Source organism: Sphingomonas anseongensis (genome assembly GCF_023516495.1).
Taxonomy (GTDB): Bacteria; Pseudomonadota; Alphaproteobacteria; order Sphingomonadales; family Sphingomonadaceae; genus Sphingomicrobium; species Sphingomicrobium anseongensis.
Window position 1 is genome coordinate 358,639 of record NZ_JAMGBC010000001.1, and the last position, 26,734, is coordinate 385,372.

A 26,734-nucleotide genomic window follows, 5' to 3' on the forward strand; every position below is an offset into this window, starting at 1 on the left:
GAGCTCAGGAGGAGGGTGCTTCAGTTGGTTGCTCGGTGCAATCGATTAGTCGAACAGTTTCGCGAAACTGCGCTTCTCGCGGTTGCGCCAGGCGCCGCGGTGCCAGGCGTCGGACGCCAGCAGCGGAAGGACGCTGGTGGCTTCGGCGAAGACCATCTGTTCCATAGCCGTCGACACCTTGCCCCAGCTCGCCGCTTCCTGGAGCGTCGACGACGAGCAGGCGCCGTCGCGCACGTCCGCGACGGTGATCTGGACCGCATATTTATGCACTTCGACGTCCTCGTGACCGAGGATTTCGGCGCAGACGACCGTGTCCTGGGTGAAGTTCTTGGGAACGCCGCCGCCGATCATCAGGAGGCCAGTGGTGCCGGCCTTGATCTTGATGTCGGTGAGCTCGCGGAAGTCGGCGATGCTGTCGAGAGTCATGTAGTGACCGCCTCGCTTCATCGCGTCGACCTGGTGCTTCACCAGCCCGAAGCCGGCTGAGCTGTCGGTGAAGGCGGGGCAGAAGATCGGGACATCATGCTCATAGGCGAGCTGGACGAGACTTCCTTCCTTCTTGGCGTTGCCCTCGCTCAACCACTTGCCCATCTCGCGGATGAAGGCCCGGCTCGAGTACGGACGCGGCTCCAGGCTGTCGGCGATCTTGCCGATCGTGAAGTCGCAATCCTGCAATTTCTCTTCGTCGATGTACGTATCGTAGATGCGATCGATGTAGAGCGAGCGCAGAGTATCGTCGTCAGGGATTTCATTGGCTTGGTAGTGCTTGTGGCCAAGCGCTTCGAAGAAATCCATGTCGACGATGGTCGCTCCGGTGGCGACGATGGCGTCGACCATGTTCGACTTCACCATCTCGGCATAGAGGTCCATGCAGCCGCCGGCCGAGGTCGAGCCCGCGACCACCAGGATGATCGAGCAGGACTGGTCCTCGAGCATGGTGTTGTAGATTTTCGTCGCTCGCGACAGATCGCGGCTGGTGAAGCTCATCTTCCCCATCGCGTCGACGATCGGGCGAGCGTCGAACTTGGTGATGTCGATATGTTCGACGGGCGAAGACAGCAGCTCCGCCTTGCGAGTGTCGTTGACCTTGGAATCCTGGTTCATCTCATGCTCCATTGCGCGGCCCACATAGGCATCGCTGCGACGAAAGGCATGTCGTTCAATGTGGGGGACAGCCTCACCCCATCAACCGCCTTGCGGCGGACCTCCCTCCTGCCGGAGCAGAAGGGGAGGAAATTCTAGAGCGTGACCACGTTGGTCCGCGCCGGTGCGCTTGTTCCGTACAGGCTCGCCATCGGCTCGTCCTCGACGATTTCACTCGCCACCGATCCGAAGCCGTTGAAGCCGGTGCGCATCGCGCAGCCGTAGGCTCCGAGCATTCCGATCTCGAGGTAATCGCCGGCACCGACGTCGCCCGGCAGGGCGAACGGCCCAGCCATCCGGTCGAGGTCGTCGCAGGTCGGCCCGTAGAAGCTGAAGTCCGCCGACCGGACGAGCGACTCCGCCTCTCGGAGCAGCCGCACAGGATAGCGCCAGCCGATATGCGCAGCGTCGAACAACGTGCCGTAGGCGCCGTCGTTGATATACAGCTCGTCGCCGCGGCGCTTTTCGACGCGGACCACGAGGCTCGCATATTCGGCACAGAGCGCTCGGCCCGGCTCGCACCACAGTTCCGACGAGTAGCTGACGGGAAGGGCCTCGAAGCCGGCGTGGATGACCGAGAAATAGGTTTCGAGCTCCGGCGGCTCCATGCCCGGGTAGACCGAGGGAAATCCTCCGCCCACATCGACGATGTCGACGGTGACCGCGGCGAGAACGATCGCGTCGCGAACCCGCGCAAGGGCCTCGGCATAAGCGGCAGGGCTCATCGCCTGGCTACCGACGTGAAAGCAGATGCCGAGCGCGTCCGCTGCCTGGCGGGCGGCAATCAGCAGCGGCTTGATGTCCGCCTCCGACGCGCCGAACTTCGCCCCAAGGCTGAGCTTGGCGTGCTGGTTGTCGACCCGAATTCTCACGAGCAGGTTGAGATCGGAGGCCACGACGCCGTCCTTCGACGTCGCGCGGACGATCTTCTCGAGCTCCTCCATCGTGTCGAGGGAGAATGTGCGGACATCGTGCTCGAAATAGGCCTCGGCGATGACCTCCTCGGCCTTCACCGGGTGCATGAAGCACTGCACGGCGCCGGGCAGAACTTCGGAGACCAGGCGGACCTCGCCGATCGACGCCACGTCGTAATGGGTGATCCCGCCGTCCCACAGAATCTGCAGGAGATCCGGCGATGGATTGGCCTTCACGGCATAGAGCGACCGGCCCGGAAACTTCTCGACGAAGAATCGGGCGGCTCGCCGCGCGGCGTGAGGACGCAGCAACGTGACCGGCTGGACCGGACGAAGCTTTGCGATTTCGACACCCCCCCGGGCGCCGCTCTGGGAAGTAGCTAGCCCCAGCGGGCGATGATGCTTGTGCAACTCAAGGGACCTCCAACAGGTACGTTCCAAAAGAGCTGCCTTGCGGTTGGAAGTCCCATGGGGCAGCGGACGCGCGATATATGTATGGGGGTCGCCCATGTAAAGATTTTTTGGGCGGGAAGCCGACAATTGGCCGTCATATGTCGCTGATCTGCAACGGAATATCGAAAGGGTGAAATATCAACCGCTTAGCAAATCCAGCTTCGGTAACAGCCGAGGATGTCACCTCCGCAGCGAAGCGCATCGCCGGCCTGGTCGAGCGCACTCCGCTCATTGAAACCAAGGTCGGAACGACGAAGGTCTGGCTGAAGTGCGAATCCCTTCAGACCGGCCGTGCCTTCAAGCTGAGGGGCGCGACCAACCGGCTGCTGCAGCTGTCGGACGAGGAAAAGCAGCGGGGCGTGGTCGCCTTTTCGTCGGGCAATCACGCCCAGGGCGTCGCCATCGCAGCGAAGCGCCTCGGCGTTCCTGCGGTCATCGTCATGCCGGCCGACGCTCCGAAGGTGAAGGTGGACGCCACCCGCAGCCACGAAGCCGAGATCATCTTCTATGACCGACTGACCGAGAGCCGCGAGGAGATTGCGGAGAAGCTGGCGCAGGAGCGCGGCGCGGTCGTGGTCCCCAGCTTTGACGATGTCGCAATCGTCGCCGGCCAAGGCACGGTGGGGCTGGAAATCCTCGACCAGATGCCCGAGCCCCCGCGCCTGATCATCGTTCCCTGCGGCGGAGGCGGGCTCGCCTCGGGAATCGCCCTGGCCTGTCCCGACGCCGACATTGCGATCGTCGAGCCCGAAGGCTGGGACGACATGAAACGCTCGCTGGAAGGCGGCGAAATCGTGCCTGTGGCGCCGAACGCGCCGCCTACCTTGTGCGATGCGCTCCAGACTCCGCGAGTTTCGCCGATAACCTTTGAAATTTTGCGCGACCGCAATGCCGCCGCCTTCTCCGTCACGGACGAGGAGGTGAAGGAAGCGGTCCGCTTCGCATGGCGCGAGCATCAAATGGTCGTCGAGCCGGGCGGAGCTGCCGCTCTCGCTGCACTGCTTGCGGGGAAGGTCCAGCCGGTGGACGGGACGGTTGCGGTGGTTTCGGGAGGGAATATCGACCCGGACCTTCATGCCCGGATAGTCGACGGGGTCTAAGCCGCCGCGGTGTTCGTCTTATATTCGCCCGGCGTCAGATGGACCGGGCTCGACCGCTCGACGGCCTGGGTCAGCTCTTCGAGCTCCGCGGCGAGGATCTGCAATTCTGCAGCAAGCGCCTTGGGATCGGTGTCGGCGGCATTGGCGGACGCGTCGAGGAGCGTCTCCAGCATCATCGAGATGCAGGGGAGGATGGTTTCCTCAATGCGCTCGAAGGCCTCTTCGAGCCGCGCTTGCTGTTCTTTGACGTTCACCTTCGCGACAATGAACGATATCCGTTAAGTGTTGGTGAAGGGGACCGACTGGAGTGGAAACGCTAACCTCCGCAGCCTTGGCGCTGGCCGTGATCTCGGCCTTCCTGCTCGGCTTTGGCGGCTTCAGGATCATCATCGGCAAGTCCGACCGCGCAAAGGGAGCGCTGATGCTCGGCGCCGCCGCTATCCTGCTCGCTAACGTCCTGATTTGGTCGTTATAGCTGGCCGCTTGGGGTCGGTCGCCAGCCGCATGTCGAGATAGTCGTCTACGCTCTTCATCAGCAGGTCGAGCTCGTTGGCGAAGAAATGGTTGGCGCCGGGGATCACATCGTGAGTGATCGTGATGTGCTTTTGGGTGCGAAGCTTGTCGACCAGCTTCTGGACTGCGCTTGGAGTTACGACCTCATCGTCTTCGCCCTGGATGATGATCCCGGACGAAGGGCAGGGCGCGAGGAAGCTGAAATCGTACATGTTCGCGGGCGGCGCGATCGAGATGAATCCACGGATTTCCGGGCGGCGCATCAACAGCTGCATCCCGATCCAGGCGCCGAAGCTCACGCCCGCAACCCACGTGGTCTCGGCCTCGGGATGGATTTGCTGGACCCAGTCGAGCGCGCTCGCTGCGTCCGAAAGCTCGCCGATGCCGTTGTCGAACGTGCCCTGGCTCTTGCCGACGCCGCGGAAATTGAAGCGAAGGGTAGCAAAGCCGCGTCTGACGAAGGTTTGGTAGAGCAGCTGGACGATCTTGTTGTTCATCGTCCCGCCGGCCTGCGGGTGTGAGTGCAGGATCAGCGCGACCGGCGCACGGGGACGAGGGCCGGGATGGAAACGGCCTTCGAGGCGACCCTCGGGACCTGGAAAGATGACTTCGGGCATGGGTTGCGGGTTCGCCTAACGGATGGTTTTCGTGCCGACGGGTGCGCCTCGGCGGCGGGTTCTATATAGGGAGGGGAGTTCAACTGGCAATCGGCAGATATCCGCGCAAAATGACTCAACGAATTTACTTGGATCACGCTTCCACCACGCCCGTCATCCCTGCCGCTCGCGAAGCCTTTGCGCTCGGGGTCGACGAATGGGCGAATCCGAACAGCCCGCACGCGGAGGGGCGGCGGTCAAGATCGCTGCTCGAGAAGGCGCGCGAGACGATTCGCGAGGCGCTCGGCTGGCGCCATGACGTCATCTTCACTTCCGGAGCCAGCGAGAGTGTTGAGCTTGCCGCGCGCTGCGCCGTTCCCAGCGGTCGCGCGCATGGAGCGACCGAGCATGCGATCGTCGGCTATGCGATGGGCGCAGGTTCGACGGTCCTTCCGGTCGATTCGAATGGCCTGATCGACGAATGCTCGCTCGATGAGGTGCTTGCCAGAGGCCCGGCACTCGTCGCGATACAGCAGGTCAACAATGAAACCGGGGTGATCCAGCCGCTCGAGCGCCTAGCTCCGCGGATTCGCGAGGCCGGGAGCCTGCTGCTGTCCGATTGCGCGCAGGGCGCATCCAAGCTCGCACTGCCCGATGCCGATTTCATCGCGATCTGCGCCCACAAGCTCGGCGGTCCGCCGGGCGTCGGAGCGCTTCTGGTTCGGGATATCGCGACTCTGCGCGCCTGCGGAGGCGGTCAGGAGAAGGGCTATCGCCGCGGAACTCAGGATGTGCCCGGGGCCATGGCCTTCGCCGCTGCGGTGGAAGCCAGGCCATATGACATGGATCGCCTCACCAGCCTTCGGAAACAGCTCGAAGCGGGGGTGAAGGCGTCCGGCGGCGTCGTTATCGCCGAGGATGCGCCTCGAGTGCCCACGATCGGCGCAATCGCGCTTCCGGGAGGAAGCAGCGCCTCCCTCCTCGTGCAGATGGACCTCGCCGGGATCGCGGTGTCCGCGGGCAGCGCCTGTTCCTCGGGCAAGGCGAAGGCGAGCCATGTGCTTGCCGCGATGAACCTCCCGGACGAAATCGCCGGCGGATTCCTGCGGATCAGTTTCGGGCCGGAGACGAACGAGGCAGAGATCGACGCCTTTTTAGACGAATGGCGCCGGATAGCTGAGCGGGCGGTCACCAAGGCGGCATGATCTACCTCGATTATCAGGCAACGACGCCCGTCGCGCCTGAAGTGGCAGCGGCGATGCAGCCGTGGATCGAGCAGAATTTCGCCAATCCTCATTCGCCTTATCGTGCGGGGCGAGAGGCTGCGGCCGCTGTTGAAGTGGCTCGCGACCAGGTCAGCGACGCGATTGGCCTTGGCGGAGGCTCGCTCGCCTTCACGGGCAGCGCGACGGAAGCGATCAACTGGGCGATAAAGGGGACGGTCGAAAAGGCGCCTTCAGGGCGGAACCGCGTCATCACCGTCCAGACGGAGCACGCAGCGGTCCTCGACAGCTGTGAGTGGCTTGAGGGCCGCGGGGTGCCGATCACCCGCCTTTCGGTAGGAAGCGACGGTCTTGTGCGCTTGGGTGACCTGAAATCGGCACTCGACGACAGTGTCGCGCTGGTGGCCGTGATGCTCGTGAACAACGAGATCGGGGTAATCCAGCCGATCGGCGAGATTGCGGACCTTGCGCACCAAGCAGGATCACTGATGCTGTGCGATGCGGTCCAGGGGCTGGGCCGGGTGCAAATCCCCGAAGGGCCTGACCTCGTCGCGGTCTCGGCGCACAAGATCCATGGGCCCAAGGGGATAGGCGCCCTGTGGATGAACAAGGGCGCGGAGCCGGCGCCTCTAATCCATGGTGGAGGACAGGAGCGCGGGCTGCGTTCGGGAACGCTTTCGCCGGCGCTGTGCGTAGGCTTCGGCGCTGCGGCGAGGCTTGCGGCGGAGCGCTTCGACGAGGACCATGCTCACGTGGAGAAGCTTTGGACAGCCGCGTTGGATGCTTTTGGCGCCGGGTGGATCATCAACGGAGGGGTTGAGCAGCGCTATCGAGGAAATCTCAATATTCGTCGCGAAAACATTGATGCAGCACGACTAATCTCCGATTTGCGCGATATCGCCTTCTCGCTCGGTAGCGCCTGTGCAAGCGGGTCCGGCCGGCCAAGCCACGTGCTTCGGGCGATTGGCCTGAATGACGGCGAAGCTCGCTCGTCAGTTCGTCTCGGCTTTGGACGCTACACGACGGAAGAGGAGCTCGTGGGCGCCATCAGCCACATCAATGAGGCGGCAGAAGCCCAGGAGCGTTTTGCCGCGTGACACTGGTGCGTTTCTACAAGGCCGACGGGACTCTCGACAAAGAGGTCGAGGCGAAGCCCGGCCGGCGGCTGCTCGACGTTGCCTGGGCCGCCAAGCAGCCGCTGGAGGGCGCCTGCGAGGGGGTGATGGCCTGCTCGACCTGCCACGTGATCGTCGACAAAGCCGACTTCGAAAAATTGCCGGCGGCCAGCGACGAGGAAGAGGACATGCTGGACTTCGCCGCGCACGCGACTCGGACGTCGCGGCTGGCCTGCCAGATATTCCTGACTGCGGAGATGGAAAGCCTCACGGTGCGGATACCGCCGAGTGCGCGCAACTGGCTTAGGGGGTAGGTGGGAACCGGAACGACCCGGGACGAAATCGTTGTGGCTGCTTCCTTCCGGACCTGACCAGGTTGGCGACAGCCCCGTCCGCCCGGCTCCCGGGGGCCATATGGGGACAGTTTCGCGGCGTGGCAACCGCTCGCAAAGACGTGAAGCGATGCCTACAACAGCGGCAATGACCGACGAATCGCCATCGCTTGGAATGGACCTGCCCGAAGTGGCGCCCGCGGCTTCGCCCTATCGGGTGCTTGCCCGCAAGTACCGCCCGCAGACGTTCGAGCAGCTGATCGGGCAGGACGCCATGGTACGGACGCTGGCGAACGCCATCGAACGCGGCCGGATTGCCCATGCCTTCCTGCTCACCGGCGTGCGCGGAGTGGGCAAAACCTCGACGGCGCGGCTGATCGCCAAGGCGCTCAACTGCATCGGGCCGGACGGGCAGGGCCACCCAACCATCCATCCTTGCGGCGAATGCGAGCATTGCCGCGCGATCGCGGAAGGGCGCCACATCGATGTGGTCGAGATGGACGCTGCCTCGCACACCGGTGTGGACGACATCCGCGAGATCATTGACGCCGTGCGCTACGCGTCGGTTTCGGCTCGCTACAAAATCTACATCATCGACGAAGTTCACATGCTTTCTAAGAGCGCATTCAATGCGTTACTCAAGACTCTTGAGGAACCACCTGAACATGTGAAGTTCCTGTTCGCGACCACGGAGGTCGGCAAGGTGCCGGTAACCGTGCTGTCGCGGACCCAGCGTTTCGACCTTCGGCGGATCGACCCGGAAGAGCTGGTCGCCCATTTCGGCTCCGTCGCCCAGACGGAGGGTGTGGAGGTCGAGCAGGATGCGCTGGCGATGATCGCTCGTGCCGCCGAAGGATCCGCCCGCGACGGCCTGTCGATCCTCGATCAGGCGATCGCCCACGGTGGCGGCACGGTCACTGCGGAGCAGGTGCGCGACATGCTTGGTCTCGCCGACCGTGGCCGAATCCGCGATCTTCTGGAGCTCATCCTTCAAGGTGAAGCCACCAAGGCGCTTGCCGCGATGGACGAAGCCCACGATTTGGGCATGGACCCGGCATCGCTTGTTCGAGGGCTGATGGAGGCGCTCCACTCCGCGACCAGGGCCAAGGCCGGCGCCCAAGCCGAAGCTCTGCTCTCCAGCGAGCAGCGCGAATTCGCCGACAATCTCGCGGCAAAGCTCTCGTGGGGCCAGATCCACCGCCTGTGGCAGATGCTGCTCAAGGGCCTCAGCGACGTTAACATCGCTCCGGATCCGCACGAGGCGGCGACCATGGCCGTCCTGCGTCTGATCCACGCGGCAGAACTCCCTGATCCTGCCACGCTCCTCAGGCAGCTGAGCGGAGGATCGGCATCGCCTGCCGCCGCTCCGTCTGCATCCGCTGCGCCGAGATCGACGACTGCACCCGCGACCCAGCTTCCGGCCGATTTCCCCGCTCTAGTTCAGGCGCTGGAATCCGACGGAAAGCACCAGATGGCCGTCCAGCTCCACGACCAGGTGGGACTTGTCCGCTTCGAGCCCCCGGAGTTGGTCGTCAAACCGCTCCGACCCCTTGGCGCCGACTGGTCGCGCGACCTCGCGATCGCGCTCAAGGGGATCACACGGACGACCTGGACCGTTTCCATTGCCGACGAGGGCGCTCAGCCCTCGCTTCTGGAGCAGGAGAAGATGGCGGAGGAAAAAGTGCGCGCCGAAGTCCTGCAGGATCCGGCTGTGCAGGCAGCTTTCACAGCCTTTCCCGACGCCGAGCTCGAATCCTATTCTCTCACCAAGGGTGAATGACCATGCCTGAGATGCCGAACCTCGATGAAATCATGAAGATGGCCGAAAGCGTCCAGGCCGAGATGCAGAAGGCGCAGGAAAATCTCGACAAGATCGAGGTTGAGGGCGCGGCAGGAGGCGGCCTCGTCAAGGTCGTCGCCTCGGCGAAGGGCCGGATCGTCAGCGTGAGTATCGACGACAGCCTTCTCCAGCCGTCCGAGAAATCCATGCTCGAAGACCTGGTGGCCGCCGCCCTCAACGATGCGAAGACGAAGGCTGACGCCGCGGCGGCACCCGAACTTCAGAAAATGACCAGCGGAATCCCGCTTCCACCCGGGTTCAAGCTTCCCTTCTAAACGGCTTGCCTGCCGTCCCAATTGCTTCATGATGCCCGCTCGGAAAGCCGGGGAGCGGCAGGATGAGCTTGGGCGCCATGCAGGACTGGCCGCTGCGCGTGATGCGGCTGGTCGACCATGCCGAGCGCGAGCATCCGGACCAGGAGATCGTTTCCGCCTGGGCGGACGGATCGATGAGCCGAACCAACTGGCGAGAGGTTGCCCATCAAGGCCGGCAGATGGCGCAGGCCCTAGAGCGCCTTGGAATGAAGCCGGGCGACCGGATCGCCACTTTGGCCATGAACCATTCGCGCCACCTCACCGCCTGGTACGGAGCGTGCGGAATGGGCGGAGTGCTCCACACCATCAATCCGCGGCTATTCGACGACCAGCTCGACTATATCGCCAACCACGCCGAAGACCGGGTCCTCCTCTACGACCGGTTGTTCCAGCCCATCGTCGACCGGATGAAGCCGCGCTGGCGAACCATCGAGCATTACATCTGCTTCGACACACTCGAGGGTGAGTCCGGCTTCGCTGAGTGGATTGCGCCGGAAGACGGTGATTACTCGTGGGTCGAAGGCGACGAGCGGGATCCGTGCGGACTCTGCTACACGTCAGGCACAACCGGCAATCCGAAGGGTGTTCTTTACGAACATCGCTCGACTGTCCTTCACACCTTGATGTCCGTCACCCCCGACGTGTTCGACTTGTCGAGACGCGCGGTCGTGCTTCCAATCGTTCCGATGTTTCATGCCAATGCCTGGGGCATTCCCTGGTCGGTTCCTGCGACCGGCGCCAAGCTTGTGCTCTCGGCGGACTACAGACCGGAGCGGATGTGCAAGCTGATGCGCGAGGAGAGCGTCACTCATTCCGCGGGCGTGCCTACGGTCTGGCTGACGATGATCGAGCATGTCGAACGGACCGGCGAGGACCTCGGCACACTTCAGCGAGTGACGATCGGAGGCTCGGCGGCGCCGCGGGCCATGATCGACTGGTTCAGGAAGCGCGGTATCGACATCGGCCACGCTTGGGGGATGACCGAAACCTCCCCGATCGGCACTTGCTGCTCGAAACCCACGAATTGGAACGACCTTAGTAGCGACGAGCAGCTCGACATGATCGCGAAGCAGGGCAGGGCGCCCTTCGGGGTCGAACTGCGTGTCGTCGACGATGAGGGCCGCGAACTGCCGCGCGACGGCATCTCCTCCGGCCGGCTGCAATGCCGCGGCCCGTGGATCGTGAAGCGTTACTTCAAGGAGGATCAGGATGCCCTCGATGCCGATGGCTGGTTCGATACCGGCGACGTTGCCGTCATGCATACGGACGGAACGATGCAGATCACCGATCGCGCCAAAGACGTGATCAAGTCCGGAGGCGAGTGGATCAGCTCCATCGAGCTCGAAAATGCCGCGGTCGGCTGCCCCGGAGTTTCCGAGGCCGCCGCCATCGGCATTCGTCACCCCAAATGGGACGAGCGACCGCTCCTGCTGGTGGTTCGGGGCGATGGAAGCCGGGTCGGCGAGGAGGACATAAGGGCGCACCTCAAGCAGCATGTGCCCAGCTGGTGGCAGCCCGACGCGATCGAGTTCGTCGATGAACTCCCGCACAGCGCGACGGGGAAGCTGTCGAAGAAGACCCTACGCGACCAATATCGCGACTATCGCTTCGCCGATGCTGCCGCCATGGTGGGCCGCGACTAGAAAAATCGCGCTCGCTCCACTACGTCGCGCGGCACGTTTCCAGCATTCCGAAGGACGCAAGCGACCCCATGGCCGCCCAATACAGCTTTGTGATGAAGGGCCTGACCAAGGCCTTTCCGGGCCACAAGCCCATCCTCAACAACATTCATCTCCAATTCTATCCCGACGCGAAGATCGGGATTGTCGGGCCCAATGGGTCCGGCAAGTCGACCTTGATGAAGATCATGGGCGGCCGCGACACGGAGTTCAGCGGCGAAGCCTGGCCGGGGGAAGGCATCACCGTCGGCTATCTCGAGCAGGAGCCGCAGCTCGACCCTTCGAAGACGGTCAAAGAAAATGTGATGGAGGGCGTTCGCCCGGTCGCAGACATGCTCGAGCGGTTCAATGCGATTTCGGCGGAAATGGCAGACCCCGGCGACAATTTCGATGCACTGATGGCGGAGATGGGCGAGCTTCAAGAGAAGATCGACGCAGTCGACGGCTGGACGCTCGACAACCAGCTTGAGATCGCGATGGACGCGCTCCGCTGCCCTCCCGGCGACAGCGCGGTCGACAAGCTGTCAGGTGGCGAGAAGCGCCGCGTGGCTCTCACCCGGCTTTTGCTCGAGAAACCCGACATCCTGCTTCTCGACGAGCCGACCAACCACCTCGATGCCGAAAGCGTCCAGTGGCTGGAAAAGCACCTGGTCGATTATCCAGGCAACGTCATCCTCGTCACGCACGACCGGTACTTCCTCGACAATGTGGTGAACTGGATCCTCGAGCTCGATCGCGGCCGTTATTACATCTACCAGGGCAACTACTCGACCTACCTGGAAAAGAAGGCGAAGCGGCTCGAGCAGGAAGAGCGCGAGGAGGCCGGCCGACAGAAAGCGATCGCCGACGAGCTGGAGTGGATCAGGCGCTCGCCGAAAGCCCGCCAGGCGAAGTCCAAGGCGCGTATCAGGGCTTTCGACGAACTTGTGAAAGCGCAGGAAAATCGCGCTCCCGCGAAGGGCGAGATACTCATCCAGATGCCGGAGCGGCTGGGCGGCAACGTGATCGAGGCGAAGGGCCTCACCAAGTCCTATGGCGATCGGCTGTTGTTCGAAAATCTGTCGTTCAACCTCCCGCCCGGCGGAATCGTTGGAGTGATCGGCCCCAACGGCGCCGGCAAGACGACGCTGTTCCGGATCATCACCGGGCAGGAGACGCCCGACTGCGGCGAGATCGTAGTCGGGCCGACTGTTCACCTGGGCTACGTCGACCAGAGCCGCGACGCCCTGGACCCGAAGAAGAACGTCTGGGAGGAAATCTCGGACGGCCTCGACATCTTCAAGCTCGGCAAGCACGAGATGAACACGCGCGCCTACGTTGGAGCATTCAACTTCCGCGGTCCCGACCAGCAGAAGAAGGTCGGCCAGCTGTCCGGCGGCGAACGGAACCGCGTCCATCTTGCGAAGATGCTCAAGGAAGGCGGCAACGTCCTCCTCCTCGACGAGCCGACCAACGACCTGGACGTCGAAACCCTTCGTGCACTCGAAGACGCGCTGGAGAATTTCGCCGGCTGTGCGGTGATCATTAGCCACGACCGCTTCTTCCTTGACCGGCTTGCGACCCATATCCTGGCGTTCGAAGGCGACAGCCATGTCGAATGGTTCGAAGGCAACTTCGAAGCCTATGAGGAAGACAAGAAGCGGCGGATGGGCCCGGAGGCGGACCGGCCCCACCGGATGACGTACCGGAAGCTCACCCGCTAGTGATCGTCTTCACCTCGCTGCTGTGGATCTGGAAGGCACAGGCAGCAGGGAGGTGGTATTTCGTCACGGTCCCGGACGAGCAGTCGGACGCCATCAAGGCGCAGGCTTATTCATCTCCGCGCGGCTTCGGCTCGGTGCGAGTCGAGGCAGCGATCGACGACGTCGTCTGGCGCACGTCCGTGTTTCCGCTGAACGGCGGAGGCTACATCCTGCCTATCAAGGCCAAGGTGCGTCGAGACGCCGGCATTAGCGCCGGCGACGAGGTCACCGTCAGGCTCGACCTACTCGTCTGAGAGGCCGCGTTCGCCGCCCGGCGCCGCATAGCCTTCGATCGGCGAGCTGCGGCGGTGAAGGATCTTGTCGAGGCTCCATTCCCCGGCGCCAACCACGAACAGCGTCAGGAAGATGAAGCAGTAGAGGATCGCTGCTTCGCCCATGTTGACCATCGGGAATGGGCTGTGGGGCGCGTGCGCATACCAATAAGCGACCGCCATTTCGCCGCAGAGAAGAAGCGCGACCCAGCGGGTCCAAAGGCCGATCAGGAGCAGGAAGCCGCCGATGAGCTCGAACACGCCTGCAATCCATGGGAGGGACCACATTGCGGGATGCGCCATGTCGGTGGCGGGAAAACCAAGCAGTTTCGCAGTGCCATGTTCGAAGAAGAGAAGCGCCGTCACGATGCGGAGGATTCCGACCGCATAAGGTGCCCAACGCTCACTGAATTCGTCCGGACCGACTTCGTACATAACCGCACCCCCCAATGGCCTTCAGCTGAAGATCACGCGTACAGGCCGCACCCGCACTGCGGCGAACGGCCGCCTTTCATAGCTTGCAGGATGAGCGGCGAGAAGCCCCGAGCGACGCCCGCCGCTCAAGCTCGAAAATGTGGCCTTGGTGCGTTAGTCGGCGCAGTCCAGCGTCGCGGCCGTGGCGGCATATTCACGCGCCATGCTGGCAAGGATGGACGATGCCTGGGAATCCGTCGTCGCCCGGGCGAGCCGCTTGCATCGCGCTGCCTGCGCCGACAGCTCCTGCGCCTGCTTGTGGCTGACATCGATGAGCAGGTTTACGGCGCCGCCGAAATTGCCGGCTTCGTCGAAAAAGGGAGTGGGGTAGGGGCAAAAGGCGCGACGGCTTCCGTCAGGACGCATCGCAATCGCAACCTTCCCGCGAACCTCGGTTCGCGTCTTCACGGCTTCGGCCATCGGGCACTCTGCGTGCGGCAGGAATTCTCCATCCAGCGTGTAGAGCTGCCAGGTGACGCACCAGCGGTCGGTGCCAAGCTGCGGCTCGCGGCCCGCGAAGTCGACGCAGGCCTGGTTCCAATAGGTGACAGATCCATCCGCATCGGTCGTGTAAACGGGAACGGGCAGATCATCGAGGACGGATTTCCAATCCTCGCTGTTACGTAGGGCCTCCAAGGCGGTGTCTAGAATTTCCTGTGGCTGCGGCGCGGCGAGCATTAGATTTGGCAATCTTTGGCTAATTCAGGTTAGCGGGAAGAACAGGCGCGGCGCGTTTCTGTTCCACGCTTAGGTGTGGGGAAACGCGTTCGCGGCGGCCTTGTGTCTGCAAGGCAACAGTTGGGTTCCGCTAGCGCAGACGCTTGACGAGCAGCCGGTCGTCCGGACCCGTCTTCACATCGAAATTGGGCATTGCGCGGAGGAGGTCCGACAGCCGCGTGTAGCCGTAGTTGCGTGTCGCGAAGCTCGAAACCGCCTTGGCCCGCTGGCCGAGTTCGGAGAGCGTGGTGTAGCCGTCCTCGTCGCGCTCGGAAGCCTTGTAGGCATGACCGAGAAGCTCGAGCAGTGCTTCGTCGACCGGGCGTTCCTCGACCTGCTTCTCGGTCTGCCCCTCCACATGCTGGTCTGCGACCAAAGCGGCGATGTCGAAGAAGCGCGTGCACGCCTGGCGGAAGCTGAGCGGAGTCTTGGCCGTTCCGAATCCATAGACTGGCAGTCCGTCCTCGCGGATGCGCTGGGCGAGCGGAAGGAAGTCGCTGTCCGACGACATGATCCCAAATCCGTCGACGTTTCCGCGATACAGTAGGTCCATCGCGTCGATCGTCATCCGCATGTCGGTTGCGCTCTTGCCCTTCACGACGTCGAACTGCTGCATCGGAACGATCGAGTGGAGGCCTGAAAGGTCGCCCCAGCCCTTGAGGCTCGCCTTAGCCCAATTGCCGTAGGCGCGGCGGATATTGATGGTCCCGAGTTCGCCGAGAACCAGCAGGACCTCGTCCAGATGCTCAGGCGACGCATTGTCCGCATCGATCAGTAGCGCGACATTCGGGTCTCGCGCGCCTTTATTGCCGTTACTCATCGGCTGTTTCCCTTCGTATCGGCGCGTCTTAGCCTATTAATTCGGGAACGAAACGCCCTCTCACGCACTGAACAACCCATGGGATGGGGGGCAGTTTGGAGGACGAGAAAATGAAACGCCTTGCACTTACAGCCGCTGTCATTGGCGCGATTGGCCTGACCGGCTGCGCAACCAGCCCGTACGGTTACAACGACCCTTACGGCTATGGCTACAACAGCCCTTATGGCTACCAGCAGCCTTACAACAATAGCACCCTCGGCAACGCCGCGACCGGCGCGGCCGTAGGCGCAGCCGGCGGAGCAATTGCCGGCGCGGTTATCCCGGGCGTCAGCACTGGCGAAGGCGCCATTGCCGGCGCAATCCTGGGCGGCGTCCTTGGAGCCGTCGTGAACGGCCGGCAATATTATCGCGATACCCGCGGCTATTGCTATTACGTCGACCAGTACGGTCAGCCGCATTACAACTATAACGTGCGCTGCTAGTCCTTTCAGGGACTTAAGTTAGTCGTCCGACGAACGCTGCTAGGCGGGGTGGAAGGTCCCTTTCACCTCGTCGAGCACGTACAATCGGCCCTCGGCGATAGAGAAATGAGCGCCGTGCAGCTTGAGCCGCCCGGCGCGCTCGCGTTCCGCGATCCAGGGAAACGTCCTAAGGTTCGCGAGGCTGAGCTTCACCGCCTCCCACTCCATTTCCAGAACGGCATCGGCGTCGAGTTCGTGATGGTGCTCGCGGACCTGGTCGCGGGCGCCGTGAAGCATCGATACCCAGTTCGCGATAAAACGGCCCTCGCCCGCGGCGGCGCCGTCGAACTGACCCGTCAGGGCGGCTGCGCAGCCGCCGCATGAGCCGTGGCCTAGCACCAGAATCTCCTCCACCTCGAGCTGCGTGACGCCGAACTCGAGCGCGGAGGACACGCCGTGGTAGCCGGCGGTAGTCTCGTACGGAGGCGCAAGCGCCGCGATGTTTCGAACGACGAAGATCTCGCCCGGCTTCGTGTCGAAAATCTGTGCGGGGTCCGTGCGGCTGTCGGCGCAGGCGATGACCATGACCTTCGGGCTCTGGCCCTCGGCGAGCTCGGACCAGCGCTCGCGCTCGCGCGGCCATTCGCGTTCGCGAAATCGGCGATAACCTTCGATCAGTCGAGTGAAACGGGGCATGGGAGCCGCGCTAAACAGGCAGTGCAGGGCTGGCAAGCGGAAGCCCGCATCGCTATCTGGCCCGCATGAACGTTCCTGCAGCAGTCCCTCCGAAGCAGCGCAAGCCCGACTGGATCCGCGTCAAGGCGCCGGTCAGCGAGGGATACCACGCGACAAGGCGGCTGATGCGCGAGCTAAACCTCGCGACCGTTTGCGAGGAAGCGGCCTGCCCGAACATCGGCGAGTGCTGGACCAAGAAGCATGCGACGGTGATGATCCTCGGCGACACCTGCACTCGCGCCTGCGCCTTTTGCAACGTGAAGACGGGAATGCCGCGGGCGGTTGACCCGCTGGAGCCCGAGCATGTTGCGACAGCGGCGGCCGAGCTTGGCCTGGAGCATATCGTCGTGACCTCCGTCGACCGTGACGATTTGCCCGACGGTGGAGCGTCCCAATTCGTGAAGGTGATCGAAGCGCTCCGCCGCAACACGCCGAACACCACCATCGAGATCCTGACCCCCGATTTTCGGAACAAGGCCGAAAGCGCAGTCGACGCGATCGTTGCCGCGGGGCCCGACGTCTTCAATCACAATCTGGAGACCGTCCCGAGGCTGTATCCGACGATCCGGCCAGGAGCCCGCTACTATGCGTCGCTTCGGCTGCTGGAGAGCGTGAAACGCAAGGCGCCGCACATCTTCACCAAGTCCGGCCTGATGGTCGGCCTGGGCGAGCAAAGGCTAGAGGTCCACCAGGTGATGGACGACATGCGCTCCGCCGGCGTCGATTTCCTGACGATGGGCCAGTATCTTCAGCCAACGCCGCGTCACGCGAAAGTGGAAGAGTTCGTAACCCCCAGCGCATTCGACGCTTATGCGGCGATCGGCCGCGCGAAGGGCTTCCTGCTGGTCGCGGCCTCGCCGCTCACGCGGTCGAGCTATCACGCCGGCGACGACTTCAGGAAAATGCAGGAATCGCGCGCCGCCCAACTGGAGCGGGCGAACGGCTGATGCCTCGGCACAGCGAAACGCGCCATCTCCCATATACGCCGGAGCAGCTGTTCGACCTGGTCGCGGATGTCGCGAGCTATGATGAGTTTCTGCCTTGGGTGGTTGCGGTCCGAATCCGCTCATCCAGCGAGACTGAAACCATCGCCGACCTCATCGTCGGCTTCAGCGCCTTCAAGGAACGGTTCACCAGCAAGGTCATGAAACGGCGCCCGGAGCGGATCTGCGTCGACTATGTCGAGGGACCGCTCAAATATCTTCACAACGAGTGGCAGTTCGAGCGCGGGCGCGACGGCGGAACCAACGTTCATTTCTCGGTCGATTTTGCGTTCAATTCGCGCCTGTTCGAAACGCTTGCAGGCCAGATGTTCGACCGCGCGCTTCGGCGGATGACCGGCGCGTTCGAGCAGCGCGCCGCCGTGCTTTACGGCATCAACAACTCGAGCGCGCAGAGCGCGGCCTGAAGCCGCACGCCCGAACGCGTGGTTTCGTCGAAATGCTTCTGGTCGGCGACAATCTGCGAAGGGTCCGCCCCGCGCTCTGCCCTCGCGAACACCACTGTCCCAACCGGCTTGGCAGGAGTTCCGCCGCCAGGGCCGGCAATACCGGTAATTGCGACTGCGATGTCCGCCTTCGACGCAGCAAGCGCGCCGCGCGCCATCGCCCATGCGGTCGCGACGCTGACCGCACCGAAGGTTTCCACGACCTCCTCGCTGACGCCGAGATCCTCGATCTTCGACGCGTTGGAATAAGTCACGTAACCAGCCTCGAACACGTCGGAAGATCCTGGAATTTCGGTCAAAGCTGCGCACACCAGCCCGCCGGTGCAGCTTTCCGCCACCGCGACGGTGCGTCCGAGCTTCCGGTTGGCCGCAATGACCTCCTTGGCCTTGTCGTACAGTTCCTGCGGAAGGAGTCGCTCGGTCACCGCGAAACCTCCTGCCGGATATTGGCAACAGCCTGAGCTGCGATTCCCTCGTGGCGGCCGGTGAATCCCAGGCCCTCGGTCGTGGTCGCCTTGATGCTGATTTGTGCCTCCTCGATACCCAATGCGGCCGCAACAGCCTTGCGCATGGCCAAGCGATGCGGACCGACTTTCGGTTCCTCGCAGATGATGGTGCAGTCGATGTGGTCGATGATTCCGCCGTTGTCTCGAACGAGGGCTGCGGCATGGGCAACGAAGAGGTCGGAGGAAGCACCGGCCCAGCGGCGGTCGGACGGCGGGAAATGCTCGCCGATGTCCCCCAGCCCGGCTGCGCCAAGGAGTGCGTCGGTGATCGCGTGCAAGACGACGTCTGCATCGCTGTGGCCCGCGAGCCCGCGCAAATGCGGGACTTCGACTCCCCCGAGCATGATGGGGCCTTCGCCGCCGAATGCATGGACGTCAAAGCCGATTCCCGTGCGCGGAACGAGCCGCGATAAGAGCCACTCCTCGGCGCGAGCGAAATCCCGCGGCGTGGTGATCTTCTCGAGCGCCGGATCCCCTTCGACCGCGGCCACTGTGAGGCCGGCTGCGCGAGCGACGGTCGTTTCATCCGTGGGCGTCGCGCCGGACCAGGATTCATACGCACTGCGGAGTGCGGCGAGCCGGAAGGCCTGAGGGGTCTGCACGCGCACCATCCCCGTCCGGTCGACGGGCTCGTTTAGCCGGTCGCTCGCCCGAGCCAGCGTATCGCCGATTGCAAGAACGGGGGCCGCGCCCTCGAAGAATTCCAGGGGGGCAAGCAGCCTATCGATCACTTGCGGCGGACAAAACGGGCGGGCGGCGTCGTGGACAAGGATCGCCTCGCCTTCGATCGCGGAAAGCCCGGCGCGGACCGAATCGGCGCGCTCTTCGCCGCCCTCGACCAGCTTGCCGACGTCGATGCCGTCGAGCGCCTGCTGGGCCAGAGCCTGCTGGCCGGACCCAATCACCACCCGAACTTTCGAAATGGCGGGGTGCGAAGCCAGCGCCTGAACCGCCCGGCGAAGCATCGGCTTTCCGCCGAGCAGCCGGTATTGCTTCGGCAATCCGCCGCCGGCCCGCTCGCCTTTCCCGGCTGCGACAATGAGGGCGGTCGTGCTCACGGCCCGCGCGTCTAGGCTGCCTCGCCTTGTCCGCCAAGGGCTGTTCCACTATCTCCCGCCGACCCATGACGATGCTGAAGCCCATATCCATCGGTCCGGTGAGGATCGACGCGCCGGTGATCCTGGCGCCCATGACGGGCGTCACCGACCTGCCGTTCCGCCGCGCAGTAAAGGCTTATGGAGCCGGCCTGACCGTAAGTGAGATGATCGCGAGCCAGGCCATGATCCGCGAGACTCGTCAGTCACTCCAGAAATCGCTGTGGGATCCTTGCGAGCAGCCGGTCTCGCTGCAGCTTGCCGGTTGCGAGCCTCAGGTGATGGCCGAGGCCGCCAAGCTCAACGAGGATCGCGGGGCGGCGATCATCGACATCAACATGGGATGCCCGGTCCGCAAGGTCGTCAACGGGTGGGCCGGCTCGGCGCTTATGCGCGACCTCACCACGGCCGCGGCGATCATCGATGCGACCGTGAAGGCGGTCAGCGTTCCAGTGACCCTCAAGACCCGGATGGGCTGGGACCATGCCAGCCTCAACGCGCCGGAGCTTGCGAGAATCGCGGAAGATCTGGGCGTGAAGATGATCACCATCCACGGCCGGACGCGCTGCCAGCTCTACAAGGGTGAGGCCGATTGGAGCTTCGTTCGCAAGGTGAAGGATGCTGTTTCAATCCCCGTCATCGTCAACGGCGACATCTGCTCGGTCGACGACGCCCGCGAGGCGCTTCGCCAGTCGGGCGCCGACGGAGTCATGATCGGTCGCGGCGCCTACGGACGCCCCTGGCTTCTCGCCCAGACCGTGGCCGAGCTGGTTGAGGGCCGCGCCTGGACCGAGCCGTCGCTCGACGAGCAGCTCGACGTCATGCTGCGCCAGTATGACGAAATGCTGTCGCTCTACGGGCGGCACACAGGAGTGAACCTCGCCCGAAAGCATATCGGCTGGTACACCAAGGGCCTTCCGGGCTCGGCGGAGCTCCGCAACCGGATCAACCAGCAGGATGATCCGGCGGTCGTCATTTCGATGCTCCGGGAATTCTACGCGCCCTGGATGACTCGCGCGGCCGCATAGTGATATGACCTCCCAGGAGGTCGAATGCGTACGTTTCTCAGCTGCTTAGCAGTCATACTAACCGCAGGTGTGCTTCCGGCGCCCGCGCCGGGCCAGCCACTCGATCCGCTGTCGATGCGGCTGCTGGTTGCGCACAACCGCGAGCGCGTTGCCCTTGGAGTTCCGCCGCTCAGCTGGGATCCGGCGCTGGCCGCAGCCGCCGCTTCCTACGGCCCGGCGCTCGCGGCGATCGGCACGCTCCAACACTCGCCGAAGCAGACCCGTCCCGGACAGCGCGAAAACCTGTGGATGGGAACCAAAGGCGCCTTCACTCCGGAGCAGATGGTGTCCAACTGGACCAGCGAGAAGCGCTACTTCCGCCCCGGCATCTTTCCCGCGGTCAGCAGCACGGGCAATTGGCTCGACGTGTCCCACTATACGACCATCGTGTGGCGGACGACGACCCGCGTCGGCTGCGCGATCTACAGGACCCCCGCCAGTGATTTCCTCATCTGCCGCTACTCGCCTCCGGGGAATGTCGACGGCAAGCCGGTTCTCTAATCCAGCGCTGGATTCATAGCCGCCACGGCGGCTAAGCCTCGCTCCTGAGGAGCGGGGGCGGCATGGCAATTCCAGATATACTTTCCGGACTGCGCCTGCCGGTGATCGCCGCCCCTCTGTTTATCATTTCCAACCCCAAGCTGGTCGTTGCCCAGTGTGCCGCCGGGGTCGTCGGAAGCTTTCCCGCGCTCAACGCGCGGCCAGCTTCGCAACTTGACGAATGGCTCCATGAAATCACCGGGGAGCTGGCTGCTCACGATCGCGACAATCCCGACCGGCCGGCTGCGCCCTTCGCGGTCAACCAGATCGTCCACCGCTCCAACGACCGATTCGAAGCGGACATGGCGGTGTGCGAAAAATGGAAGGTGCCGATCGTGATCACCTCGCTCGGCGCCCGCGAGGAGCTGAACCAGGCGGTTCACGGGTGGGGCGGGATCACGCTTCACGACATCATCGATGACCGGTTCGCGCGCAAGGCGGTGGCGAAAGGCGCTGACGGCCTCATCGCCGTGGCGGCGGGGGCAGGGGGACACGCCGGGCACTGGTCGCCGTTCGCTTTGGTGCAGGAAATCCGGAGCTGGTTCGACGGCCCACTGATCCTGTCCGGATCCATTGCCACGGGTTCTGCGATCCTGGCCGCGGAAGCAATGGGTGCCGACCTTGCTTATGTCGGCTCGCCGTTCATCGCCACTCCGGAAGCGCGTTGCTCTGACGAATATCGCCAGGCAATCGTCGACAGCGGCGCCGCCGACATCGTCAACAGCGCGTTGTTCACCGGAATTGCCGGCAATTACCTGCGCTCGTCCATCGAGCGCTCGGGCCTCGATCCGAACGCCCTGGACAAGCTGGAGTCACTCCCCACGGAATTCGGCTCCGACGGCTCGACCAAGAGCAAGGCATGGCGCGACATATGGGGGTCGGGGCAGGGGATCGGAGCGATCAGGAAGGTTCAGCCGGCAGGCGATTACATCGCTCAGCTCGAGCGGGAGTATACGGAAGCGCGTTCGCGCCTCTGTTCTAACCCTGGCCGGTGAGCCCGCGTTCGAGGCGGCCCATCAGCGCGCGCGCCGGACTGGCCACCGGCTCGTCCCCAACATTGCCTTCGTCGAGCCGCTTCACCCGCGCGTAGAGGTCGGAGCTCGCATTGACGAGCCGCTGTGCAGCTTCCGGAAGGCGCGCCACGACCGCCGGATCGCTCAGCTGGGCATTGCCTAGCCTGCGCTCCGGCCGCCGTCCCTCGCGATAGGCGATCTCGCCGCTTTCGATCGCGCGCTGGGTTAGCAGCCAGGCGACGATGTGCATGATTCGAGTGGTGACCTTCAGCGATTCGCAGGCGAAATTCACCCGGACGAACGGGTCGAGCGTGCATCGCTCTTCGCGCCCCGCATCGTCGAAATAGGACCGCGCCTCGTCGGCCAGCAGCATCGCCTCAGTGTAGAAGGAATCCACCAGCCGCGGCGTGATCCGGACTTCCGGTTCAGGCGTTTCGTTGGGATCGTGCATAAGCATGAAGGTGCCACTTTCGGGGGGCCAAGAAAACGCGAAATGCTCGCCGAAGGTCCGATGGAGTGCCTCGTTTGTCCCGAAGCGGGACGAGGCGGCGATCACACATTTGCGCGACAGCCCGCGCGCACGATCCGTCGGACGGTTATTACAGCCCCAAGACAAAAGCGAAGATTCGTGATTTACTGCGAGGCGCTGTCACTCGTTTTCACGAAAGGAATGACACCGATGGACAATGCAGAGGCCGAATCTCTCGCATCCAAGCACGCGGCTCTCCACGCCATGATCGACGAAGAAGAGCATCAGCCGCACCCCAACGAAGACCTTCTCCACGAGCTTAAGAAGGAAAAGCTCAGGCTCAAGGACGCGCTTGCCGGCCACTACGCGCATTAGGCCGTAGCCGCCGGCCCTTCCGGCGTCGCACTCTCAGCAGATTACCGGCTTCGCCGCGCCGAAGCTCAGTCGTCGCGTGAAATCTTCTCGATTCGCTCGTGGCGCTCCTGCGCCTCGAGGGACATCGTCGCGATAGGGCGCGCTTCGAGTCGGGCCAGCGAAATCGGTTCGCCAGTGACTTCGCAATAGCCATATTCGCCTTCGTAAAGACGGCGAATCGCGCAATCGATCTTGGCGATCAGCTTGCGCTGGCGGTCGCGGGTCCGAAGCTCGATCGACCAGTCGGTTTCGCTCGACGCGCGATCGGCAATGTCCGGCTCGCGAAGCGAATCGACCTGCAGCTGCGCCATCGTCTGGCGCGACTCATCGATGATGGCATCCTTCCATTCGCGCAGCTTCTTGAGAAAATAGGCGCGATGGAGATCGCACATGAACTCTTCATTCTCGGATGGCCGATAGCTCTCCGGAACGACGGTCCGGTCGAACGGAACCGGTTTTTCATTGAAGAAATCGACTAGCGCAGTCGCCATTTGAAACCCCTCCCCCACTCTGTCCATCGGGTCCGAAGACCCGAGGGAACACCGCAAGCCCGCCTCGCCGCTGCGACCGGGGCCCACCGGTGCAGCCGGAGGCGGATTCAACTAGACTTTCCCGGGACTTAGTACCGGGCAAGTCGGTCATCCCCGACCGCGCCTATAAATAAGCGCCGGGTCCTTAACAAGCGCTGACGGAATCAACCCACAGAAAAGCGCAAGCTGTTGCGGATATAGCGCAATTTCCGTTCGGCAAGCGCCTCGGTTGCGGCACTGACCGTCGCCGCTATGAGGGTTTCGGAAATGCGCATCCTGCTGACCAACGACGACGGCATCAACGCCCGCGGACTCGACCTGCTGGAGACGGTCGCCCAGTCCTTTTCGGACGACGTCTGGATCGTCGCTCCGACGGAAGAGCAGTCCGGCGCGGGCCATTCGCTCACCCTTACCGAGCCGGTTCGGCTGCGAAGGCACGACAACCGCCGCTTTTCCGTCACGGGGACGCCGACCGATGCCGTGATGCTGGCGCTTGCCCATGTGATGAAGGACTCGCCGCCTGACTTGATCCTCTCCGGCATCAACCGTGGCGCCAATCTCGGCGAAGACGTGACTTATTCCGGCACCGTTTCGGCGGCGATGGAAGGGGCGCTCGCGGGCGTTCCGTCGATCGCGCTCAGCCAGAGCTACTCACGCGAGGGCATGGGCGACACGGTGCCGTTTGCCGCTGCCGAGGCCTGGGCGGAGAAGGTCCTGGCCGCACTGATCGACTTCGAGCCCGCGCCGGGAACCCTCATCAACGTCAACTTCCCGGCCCTAGCTCCCGAGAAGGTCAACGGAATCCGCATTTGCCGGCAGGGGATCCGGGATTACGGCCGCCTTCGAATCGTTCAGAGGACCGATCCGCGCGGCTACGACTATTTCTGGTTCGGCCTTGGGCCGATGGTGCAGACGCCGGGCCATTCGACCGATCTCGAGGCGATGGACGACGGGTACATCAGCGTCACTCCGCTGCATCTCGATCTCACCCACGATCCTTCGCTGGAAGTTCTTCGCGGCCGATTCGCCTGAATCATTCGAAACAACGGCTGTAACCTTTTCCGCCCGTCCGCGTTCTCTCGCCAAGATAGGAGTTGGGGGCATTACGCAGCAGGTTCGAAATTACGGCATCGCTCTGGTCGCGGTGGTTCTGGCGTTCGGCGCCAGGCTGGCGCTTGCGCCGCTGCTCGGCACGTCCGCAACGTTTGTGTTTTTCGTGTTGGCGGTCGTGTTCACGGCGGCGCGCATCGGCATCGGACCGGCAATCTTCGCCTCCGTCATCGGCGGCCTTGTTGCGACATATGCATTCGTGCCCCCGGCTTTCACCTTTTCCGACCCGGATAAGCTCACGAACGCTCTCGCGTTTCTGGCAATTTGCGCAGCAGTCATCCTGTTTGCCTGGCGCACACTTGCGCAACGAACTCAGTACGAAGAGCGCGAGGAGAAGCTTGTCAGCGAAGCTCGCGAATATCGGCTGATCGACGCGGCGCAGGACTTCGCGATCTACGAGCTCGACCGCGAAGGCCGAATCCTCACCTGGAACAAGGGCGCCGAGCGGCTGAAGGGCTGGAAGGCCGAGGAGATCATCGGCAAGCCGTATAATATCCTCCACACGCCGGAGAGCCGCGCGACCAATGCCCCGGGGCGCGAGCTGAAGATCGCCGCACAAACCGGCCGGTTCGAGGAACAGGCGCCGCGGATGCGCAAGGACGGCACGATTTTCGCCGCCCATGTCAGCCTGTTTCCGATGCGTGACCAAAACGGCGACGTCACCGGTTTCGTGAAGGTCACCCGCGACATCAGCGACCGCAGCCAGGCCGGCAAGGCAATCCTGGAATCTCGCCGCAGGATGGAAGCGATCGTCCAGTCTGCGATGGACGGGATCATCACCTTCGACGAGGATCTCAGGATCGTCGTGTTCAATCCGGCCGCGGAGAGGATATTCGGTTATACGGCCGGGGAAGTCCTGGGGTCCCAAGTGACGATGCTTTTCCCGGAGGCGTCGCGACAGCGTCAGGGCCAACGCTTCCGCGACTTCTTCACCAGCGGTGACGTCAATCGCCCGCTCGACGGAGCGGACTCGACCGTCGCGCTTCGAAAATCGGGAGAGGAATTCCCGATCGAAGCCTCCATGTCGCAGGTGACCGTCAGCGGCGAGCGAGTCGGCACGATCATCCTTCGCGACATCACCGACCGCAAGACCAACGAAGAGGCGCGGGCGCTTCTTGCCCGCGAGGTCGATCATCGGGCCAAGAATGCGCTCGCCGTTGCTCAGGCGCTTGTCGGCCTCACCAAGGCCGATACGGTCGAAGAGTTCGGGGAATCGATTCGAGGCAGGATCGCGTCCCTCGCCCGCGCCCACACTTTGCTGTCGCAATCGCAGTGGCGCGGCGCGCCGTTGGAGCAACTGATCCGGGATGAGATCCTTCCCTACGCCAAGGAGTTGCAACTCACTCTCCAAGGGCCGGAGGTCAGTTGCAGTGCCGCAGCGGTCCAGTCGCTGAGCCTGTTGTTCCACGAGCTTGCGACCAACGCCGTCAAGCACGGAGCGCTGGGCAGCCAGGACGGCCATGTCGATATCGAATGGAAGCTCGCTTCCTCCGCTATGATTGTGTCGTGGAAGGAGCGCGGCGGTCCAAGGGTCCTTCCGCCAAAGCGTCAGGGATTCGGGACAAAGTTGCTCCGGCAGGTCACCGGACGGCAGTTGGATGCCGATCTCAACTTTGACTGGAATCCGGAAGGGCTGGGAGTGGAGATTCGGCTCCCGCGCGAGCTGTTCCTTCGAGCCGGTTCCGGAAGTTCGCCCGACGATGCGACCCCCGAACTGCCGCAGGCGCGTGCGACCGGCGATGAGCGGCGCATCCTTGTCGTGGAGGACGAAGAGCTGGTCGCGCTTGAGCTCAGCTCCGAGTTGTCGAGATTGGGCTGGGCGATCGTGGGCCCCGCGGCGACACTGGCGGAAGCGCAGGCTTTGTTGTCGCATGGCGTCGATGCAGCCGTGCTGGACGTCAATCTGCGCGGCCGGCCGATTTACCCTGTCGCCGAAGCGCTGAGGGCACGCCACGTGCCGTTCCTCTTCTGCACCGGCTATGAAATGGTGGACCCGGAAGGGCGCTTCGCAAACGTTCCGGTGATTCGCAAACCGGCGCACCCCGCGGCGGTCAGTGCGGCGCTTTCAGACCTATTGAAGTCGCGAGCGCACTGAGGTCTG

At 63.5% G+C, this 26,734-nt stretch carries 31 protein-coding genes and 1 other RNA gene; 19 read left to right on the plus strand and 13 right to left on the minus strand.

Annotation, left to right across the window (positions count from 1 at the left end; all coding sequences use genetic code 11):
- Positions 1-45: 45 nt before the first annotated feature.
- The gene (locus LZ519_RS01860; protein ID WP_249867043.1) at positions 46-1,104 is read right to left on the minus strand and encodes a 1,9-bis(guanidino)-5-aza-nonane synthase; all 1,059 of its coding nucleotides are present in this window, start codon (positions 1,102-1,104) and stop codon (positions 46-48) included.
- A 134-nt stretch (positions 1,105-1,238) separates the two neighbouring features.
- A complete protein-coding gene (locus LZ519_RS01865; RefSeq protein ID WP_249867044.1) occupies positions 1,239-2,468 on the minus strand; it encodes a type III PLP-dependent enzyme in 1,230 nt (409 codons plus the stop codon).
- Between the two features lie 251 nt (positions 2,469-2,719).
- On the opposite strand from LZ519_RS01865, the gene LZ519_RS01870 reads away from it, so the two are divergent.
- On the plus strand, positions 2,720-3,610 hold the full coding sequence (locus LZ519_RS01870; RefSeq protein ID WP_283937353.1) for a threonine ammonia-lyase: 891 nt from the start codon (positions 2,720-2,722) through the stop codon (positions 3,608-3,610).
- Here the strand turns inward: LZ519_RS01870 and LZ519_RS01875 are convergent.
- On the minus strand, positions 3,607-3,864 hold the full coding sequence (locus LZ519_RS01875; RefSeq protein WP_249867045.1) for a hypothetical protein: 258 nt from the start codon (positions 3,862-3,864) through the stop codon (positions 3,607-3,609). The genes LZ519_RS01870 and LZ519_RS01875 overlap by 4 nt on opposite strands.
- Before the next feature lie 53 nt (positions 3,865-3,917).
- Between LZ519_RS01875 and LZ519_RS01880 the strand changes: the two genes are divergently transcribed.
- Complete coding sequence (locus LZ519_RS01880; RefSeq protein ID WP_249867046.1) at positions 3,918-4,085, plus strand: hypothetical protein; 168 nt, start codon at positions 3,918-3,920, stop codon at positions 4,083-4,085.
- On the opposite strand, the gene LZ519_RS01885 is transcribed toward LZ519_RS01880, so the two are convergent.
- The gene (locus tag LZ519_RS01885; protein WP_249867047.1) at positions 4,060-4,740 is read right to left on the minus strand and encodes an alpha/beta hydrolase; all 681 of its coding nucleotides are present in this window, start codon (positions 4,738-4,740) and stop codon (positions 4,060-4,062) included. The two genes, LZ519_RS01880 and LZ519_RS01885, sit on opposite strands and share 26 nt — an antisense overlap.
- Positions 4,741-4,868: 128 nt before the next feature.
- Between LZ519_RS01885 and LZ519_RS01890 the strand changes: the two genes are divergently transcribed.
- The 3 genes from LZ519_RS01890 to LZ519_RS01900 are packed head-to-tail and all read left to right on the plus strand — an operon-like array spanning position 4,869 to position 7,371.
- On the plus strand, positions 4,869-5,924 hold the full coding sequence (locus LZ519_RS01890) for a cysteine desulfurase family protein (protein ID WP_348539371.1): 1,056 nt from the start codon (positions 4,869-4,871) through the stop codon (positions 5,922-5,924).
- The gene (locus LZ519_RS01895; protein WP_249867049.1) at positions 5,921-7,039 is read left to right on the plus strand and encodes a cysteine desulfurase family protein; all 1,119 of its coding nucleotides are present in this window, start codon (positions 5,921-5,923) and stop codon (positions 7,037-7,039) included. Before LZ519_RS01890 ends, LZ519_RS01895 begins: the two co-directional genes overlap by 4 nt.
- The gene (locus tag LZ519_RS01900; protein ID WP_249867050.1) at positions 7,036-7,371 is read left to right on the plus strand and encodes a 2Fe-2S iron-sulfur cluster-binding protein; all 336 of its coding nucleotides are present in this window, start codon (positions 7,036-7,038) and stop codon (positions 7,369-7,371) included. Before LZ519_RS01895 ends, LZ519_RS01900 begins: the two co-directional genes overlap by 4 nt.
- On the opposite strand, the gene ffs is transcribed toward LZ519_RS01900, so the two are convergent.
- Positions 7,368-7,465: signal recognition particle sRNA small type (gene ffs, locus LZ519_RS01905), an RNA gene on the minus strand. The genes LZ519_RS01900 and ffs overlap by 4 nt on opposite strands.
- A 114-nt stretch (positions 7,466-7,579) precedes the next feature.
- Here ffs and LZ519_RS01910 point away from each other — a divergent pair.
- From LZ519_RS01910 to LZ519_RS01930, 5 genes are all read left to right on the plus strand, one after another.
- A complete protein-coding gene (locus LZ519_RS01910) occupies positions 7,580-9,169 on the plus strand; it encodes a DNA polymerase III subunit gamma/tau (protein ID WP_249868833.1) in 1,590 nt (529 codons plus the stop codon).
- 11 nt (positions 9,170-9,180) lie between these two features.
- The gene (locus tag LZ519_RS01915) at positions 9,181-9,504 is read left to right on the plus strand and encodes a YbaB/EbfC family nucleoid-associated protein (RefSeq protein ID WP_249868834.1); all 324 of its coding nucleotides are present in this window, start codon (positions 9,181-9,183) and stop codon (positions 9,502-9,504) included.
- Positions 9,505-9,566: 62 nt separating this feature from the next.
- Positions 9,567-11,186 carry a long-chain fatty acid--CoA ligase gene (locus LZ519_RS01920; RefSeq protein WP_249867051.1) on the plus strand — a complete coding sequence of 540 codons (1,620 nt, stop codon included), beginning with the start codon at positions 9,567-9,569 and terminating at the stop codon, positions 11,184-11,186.
- A 68-nt stretch (positions 11,187-11,254) separates the two neighbouring features.
- Positions 11,255-12,925 carry an energy-dependent translational throttle protein EttA gene (ettA, locus tag LZ519_RS01925; protein WP_249867052.1) on the plus strand — a complete coding sequence of 557 codons (1,671 nt, stop codon included), beginning with the start codon at positions 11,255-11,257 and terminating at the stop codon, positions 12,923-12,925.
- Positions 12,925-13,218: a DUF1905 domain-containing protein gene (locus LZ519_RS01930; RefSeq protein WP_249867053.1), complete on the plus strand. Its 294-nt coding sequence runs from the start codon at positions 12,925-12,927 to the stop codon at positions 13,216-13,218. The genes ettA and LZ519_RS01930 overlap by 1 nt, the downstream gene beginning before the upstream one ends.
- On the opposite strand, the gene LZ519_RS01935 is transcribed toward LZ519_RS01930, so the two are convergent.
- The 3 genes from LZ519_RS01935 to LZ519_RS01945 form a co-directional block, all read right to left on the minus strand.
- Positions 13,207-13,671, minus strand: a complete 465-nt coding sequence (locus LZ519_RS01935) for a DoxX family protein (protein ID WP_249867054.1) — start codon at positions 13,669-13,671, stop codon at positions 13,207-13,209. The genes LZ519_RS01930 and LZ519_RS01935 overlap by 12 nt on opposite strands.
- A 153-nt stretch (positions 13,672-13,824) precedes the next feature.
- Positions 13,825-14,388, minus strand: coding sequence for a PAS domain-containing protein (locus LZ519_RS01940; protein ID WP_249867055.1), 564 nt, complete (start codon positions 14,386-14,388; stop codon positions 13,825-13,827).
- Between the two features lie 130 nt (positions 14,389-14,518).
- Positions 14,519-15,247 (minus strand): NYN domain-containing protein, encoded by a 729-nt coding sequence (locus tag LZ519_RS01945; RefSeq protein ID WP_249867056.1) that lies wholly within the window; start codon positions 15,245-15,247, stop codon positions 14,519-14,521.
- A 110-nt stretch (positions 15,248-15,357) separates the two neighbouring features.
- Between LZ519_RS01945 and LZ519_RS01950 the strand changes: the two genes are divergently transcribed.
- Complete coding sequence (locus LZ519_RS01950; RefSeq protein ID WP_249867057.1) at positions 15,358-15,729, plus strand: YMGG-like glycine zipper-containing protein; 372 nt, start codon at positions 15,358-15,360, stop codon at positions 15,727-15,729.
- Positions 15,730-15,768: 39 nt separating this feature from the next.
- Here LZ519_RS01950 and LZ519_RS01955 read toward each other — a convergent pair whose 3' ends face one another.
- Positions 15,769-16,404, minus strand: a complete 636-nt coding sequence (locus LZ519_RS01955; protein ID WP_249867058.1) for a carbonic anhydrase — start codon at positions 16,402-16,404, stop codon at positions 15,769-15,771.
- Positions 16,405-16,469: 65 nt separating this feature from the next.
- Between LZ519_RS01955 and lipA the strand changes: the two genes are divergently transcribed.
- Both lipA and LZ519_RS01965 read left to right on the plus strand, forming a co-directional pair.
- On the plus strand, positions 16,470-17,390 hold the full coding sequence (lipA, locus tag LZ519_RS01960; protein WP_249867059.1) for a lipoyl synthase: 921 nt from the start codon (positions 16,470-16,472) through the stop codon (positions 17,388-17,390).
- Positions 17,390-17,851, plus strand: a complete 462-nt coding sequence (locus LZ519_RS01965) for a type II toxin-antitoxin system RatA family toxin (RefSeq protein WP_249867060.1) — start codon at positions 17,390-17,392, stop codon at positions 17,849-17,851. Before lipA ends, LZ519_RS01965 begins: the two co-directional genes overlap by 1 nt.
- On the opposite strand, the gene LZ519_RS01970 is transcribed toward LZ519_RS01965, so the two are convergent.
- Positions 17,812-18,315 (minus strand): CinA family protein, encoded by a 504-nt coding sequence (locus tag LZ519_RS01970; protein WP_249867061.1) that lies wholly within the window; start codon positions 18,313-18,315, stop codon positions 17,812-17,814. The two genes, LZ519_RS01965 and LZ519_RS01970, sit on opposite strands and share 40 nt — an antisense overlap.
- Positions 18,312-19,454: a bifunctional 2-C-methyl-D-erythritol 4-phosphate cytidylyltransferase/2-C-methyl-D-erythritol 2,4-cyclodiphosphate synthase gene (locus LZ519_RS01975; RefSeq protein ID WP_249867062.1), complete on the minus strand. Its 1,143-nt coding sequence runs from the start codon at positions 19,452-19,454 to the stop codon at positions 18,312-18,314. Before LZ519_RS01975 ends, LZ519_RS01970 begins: the two co-directional genes overlap by 4 nt.
- Before the next feature lie 65 nt (positions 19,455-19,519).
- On the opposite strand from LZ519_RS01975, the gene dusB reads away from it, so the two are divergent.
- The 3 genes from dusB to LZ519_RS01990 all read left to right on the plus strand — a co-directional run bounded on the left by dusB (position 19,520) and on the right by LZ519_RS01990 (position 22,092).
- Positions 19,520-20,518 carry a tRNA dihydrouridine synthase DusB gene (gene dusB, locus LZ519_RS01980; protein ID WP_249867063.1) on the plus strand — a complete coding sequence of 333 codons (999 nt, stop codon included), beginning with the start codon at positions 19,520-19,522 and terminating at the stop codon, positions 20,516-20,518.
- A 24-nt stretch (positions 20,519-20,542) separates the two neighbouring features.
- Positions 20,543-21,058 carry a CAP domain-containing protein gene (locus LZ519_RS01985; RefSeq protein ID WP_249867064.1) on the plus strand — a complete coding sequence of 172 codons (516 nt, stop codon included), beginning with the start codon at positions 20,543-20,545 and terminating at the stop codon, positions 21,056-21,058.
- A gap of 62 nt (positions 21,059-21,120) precedes the next feature.
- Positions 21,121-22,092 carry an NAD(P)H-dependent flavin oxidoreductase gene (locus tag LZ519_RS01990; RefSeq protein ID WP_249867065.1) on the plus strand — a complete coding sequence of 324 codons (972 nt, stop codon included), beginning with the start codon at positions 21,121-21,123 and terminating at the stop codon, positions 22,090-22,092.
- Here LZ519_RS01990 and LZ519_RS01995 read toward each other — a convergent pair.
- Positions 22,076-22,567 (minus strand): DUF1465 family protein, encoded by a 492-nt coding sequence (locus LZ519_RS01995; RefSeq protein WP_249867066.1) that lies wholly within the window; start codon positions 22,565-22,567, stop codon positions 22,076-22,078. The two genes, LZ519_RS01990 and LZ519_RS01995, sit on opposite strands and share 17 nt — an antisense overlap.
- Positions 22,568-22,789: 222 nt before the next feature.
- Here LZ519_RS01995 and LZ519_RS02000 point away from each other — a divergent pair, with 222 nt between their 5' ends.
- Positions 22,790-22,954: a YdcH family protein gene (locus LZ519_RS02000; RefSeq protein ID WP_249867067.1), complete on the plus strand. Its 165-nt coding sequence runs from the start codon at positions 22,790-22,792 to the stop codon at positions 22,952-22,954.
- A gap of 65 nt (positions 22,955-23,019) precedes the next feature.
- On the opposite strand, the gene dksA is transcribed toward LZ519_RS02000, so the two are convergent.
- On the minus strand, positions 23,020-23,484 hold the full coding sequence (gene dksA, locus LZ519_RS02005; RefSeq protein ID WP_249867068.1) for an RNA polymerase-binding protein DksA: 465 nt from the start codon (positions 23,482-23,484) through the stop codon (positions 23,020-23,022).
- Positions 23,485-23,790: 306 nt separating this feature from the next.
- On the opposite strand from dksA, the gene surE reads away from it, so the two are divergent.
- Positions 23,791-24,555 carry a 5'/3'-nucleotidase SurE gene (surE, locus tag LZ519_RS02010; RefSeq protein WP_249867069.1) on the plus strand — a complete coding sequence of 255 codons (765 nt, stop codon included), beginning with the start codon at positions 23,791-23,793 and terminating at the stop codon, positions 24,553-24,555.
- Between the two features lie 103 nt (positions 24,556-24,658).
- Entirely contained in the window at positions 24,659-26,728 is a 2,070-nt protein-coding gene (locus LZ519_RS02015) for a PAS domain S-box protein (RefSeq protein WP_283937357.1), read from the plus strand.
- Positions 26,729-26,734: the final 6 nt, after the last annotated feature.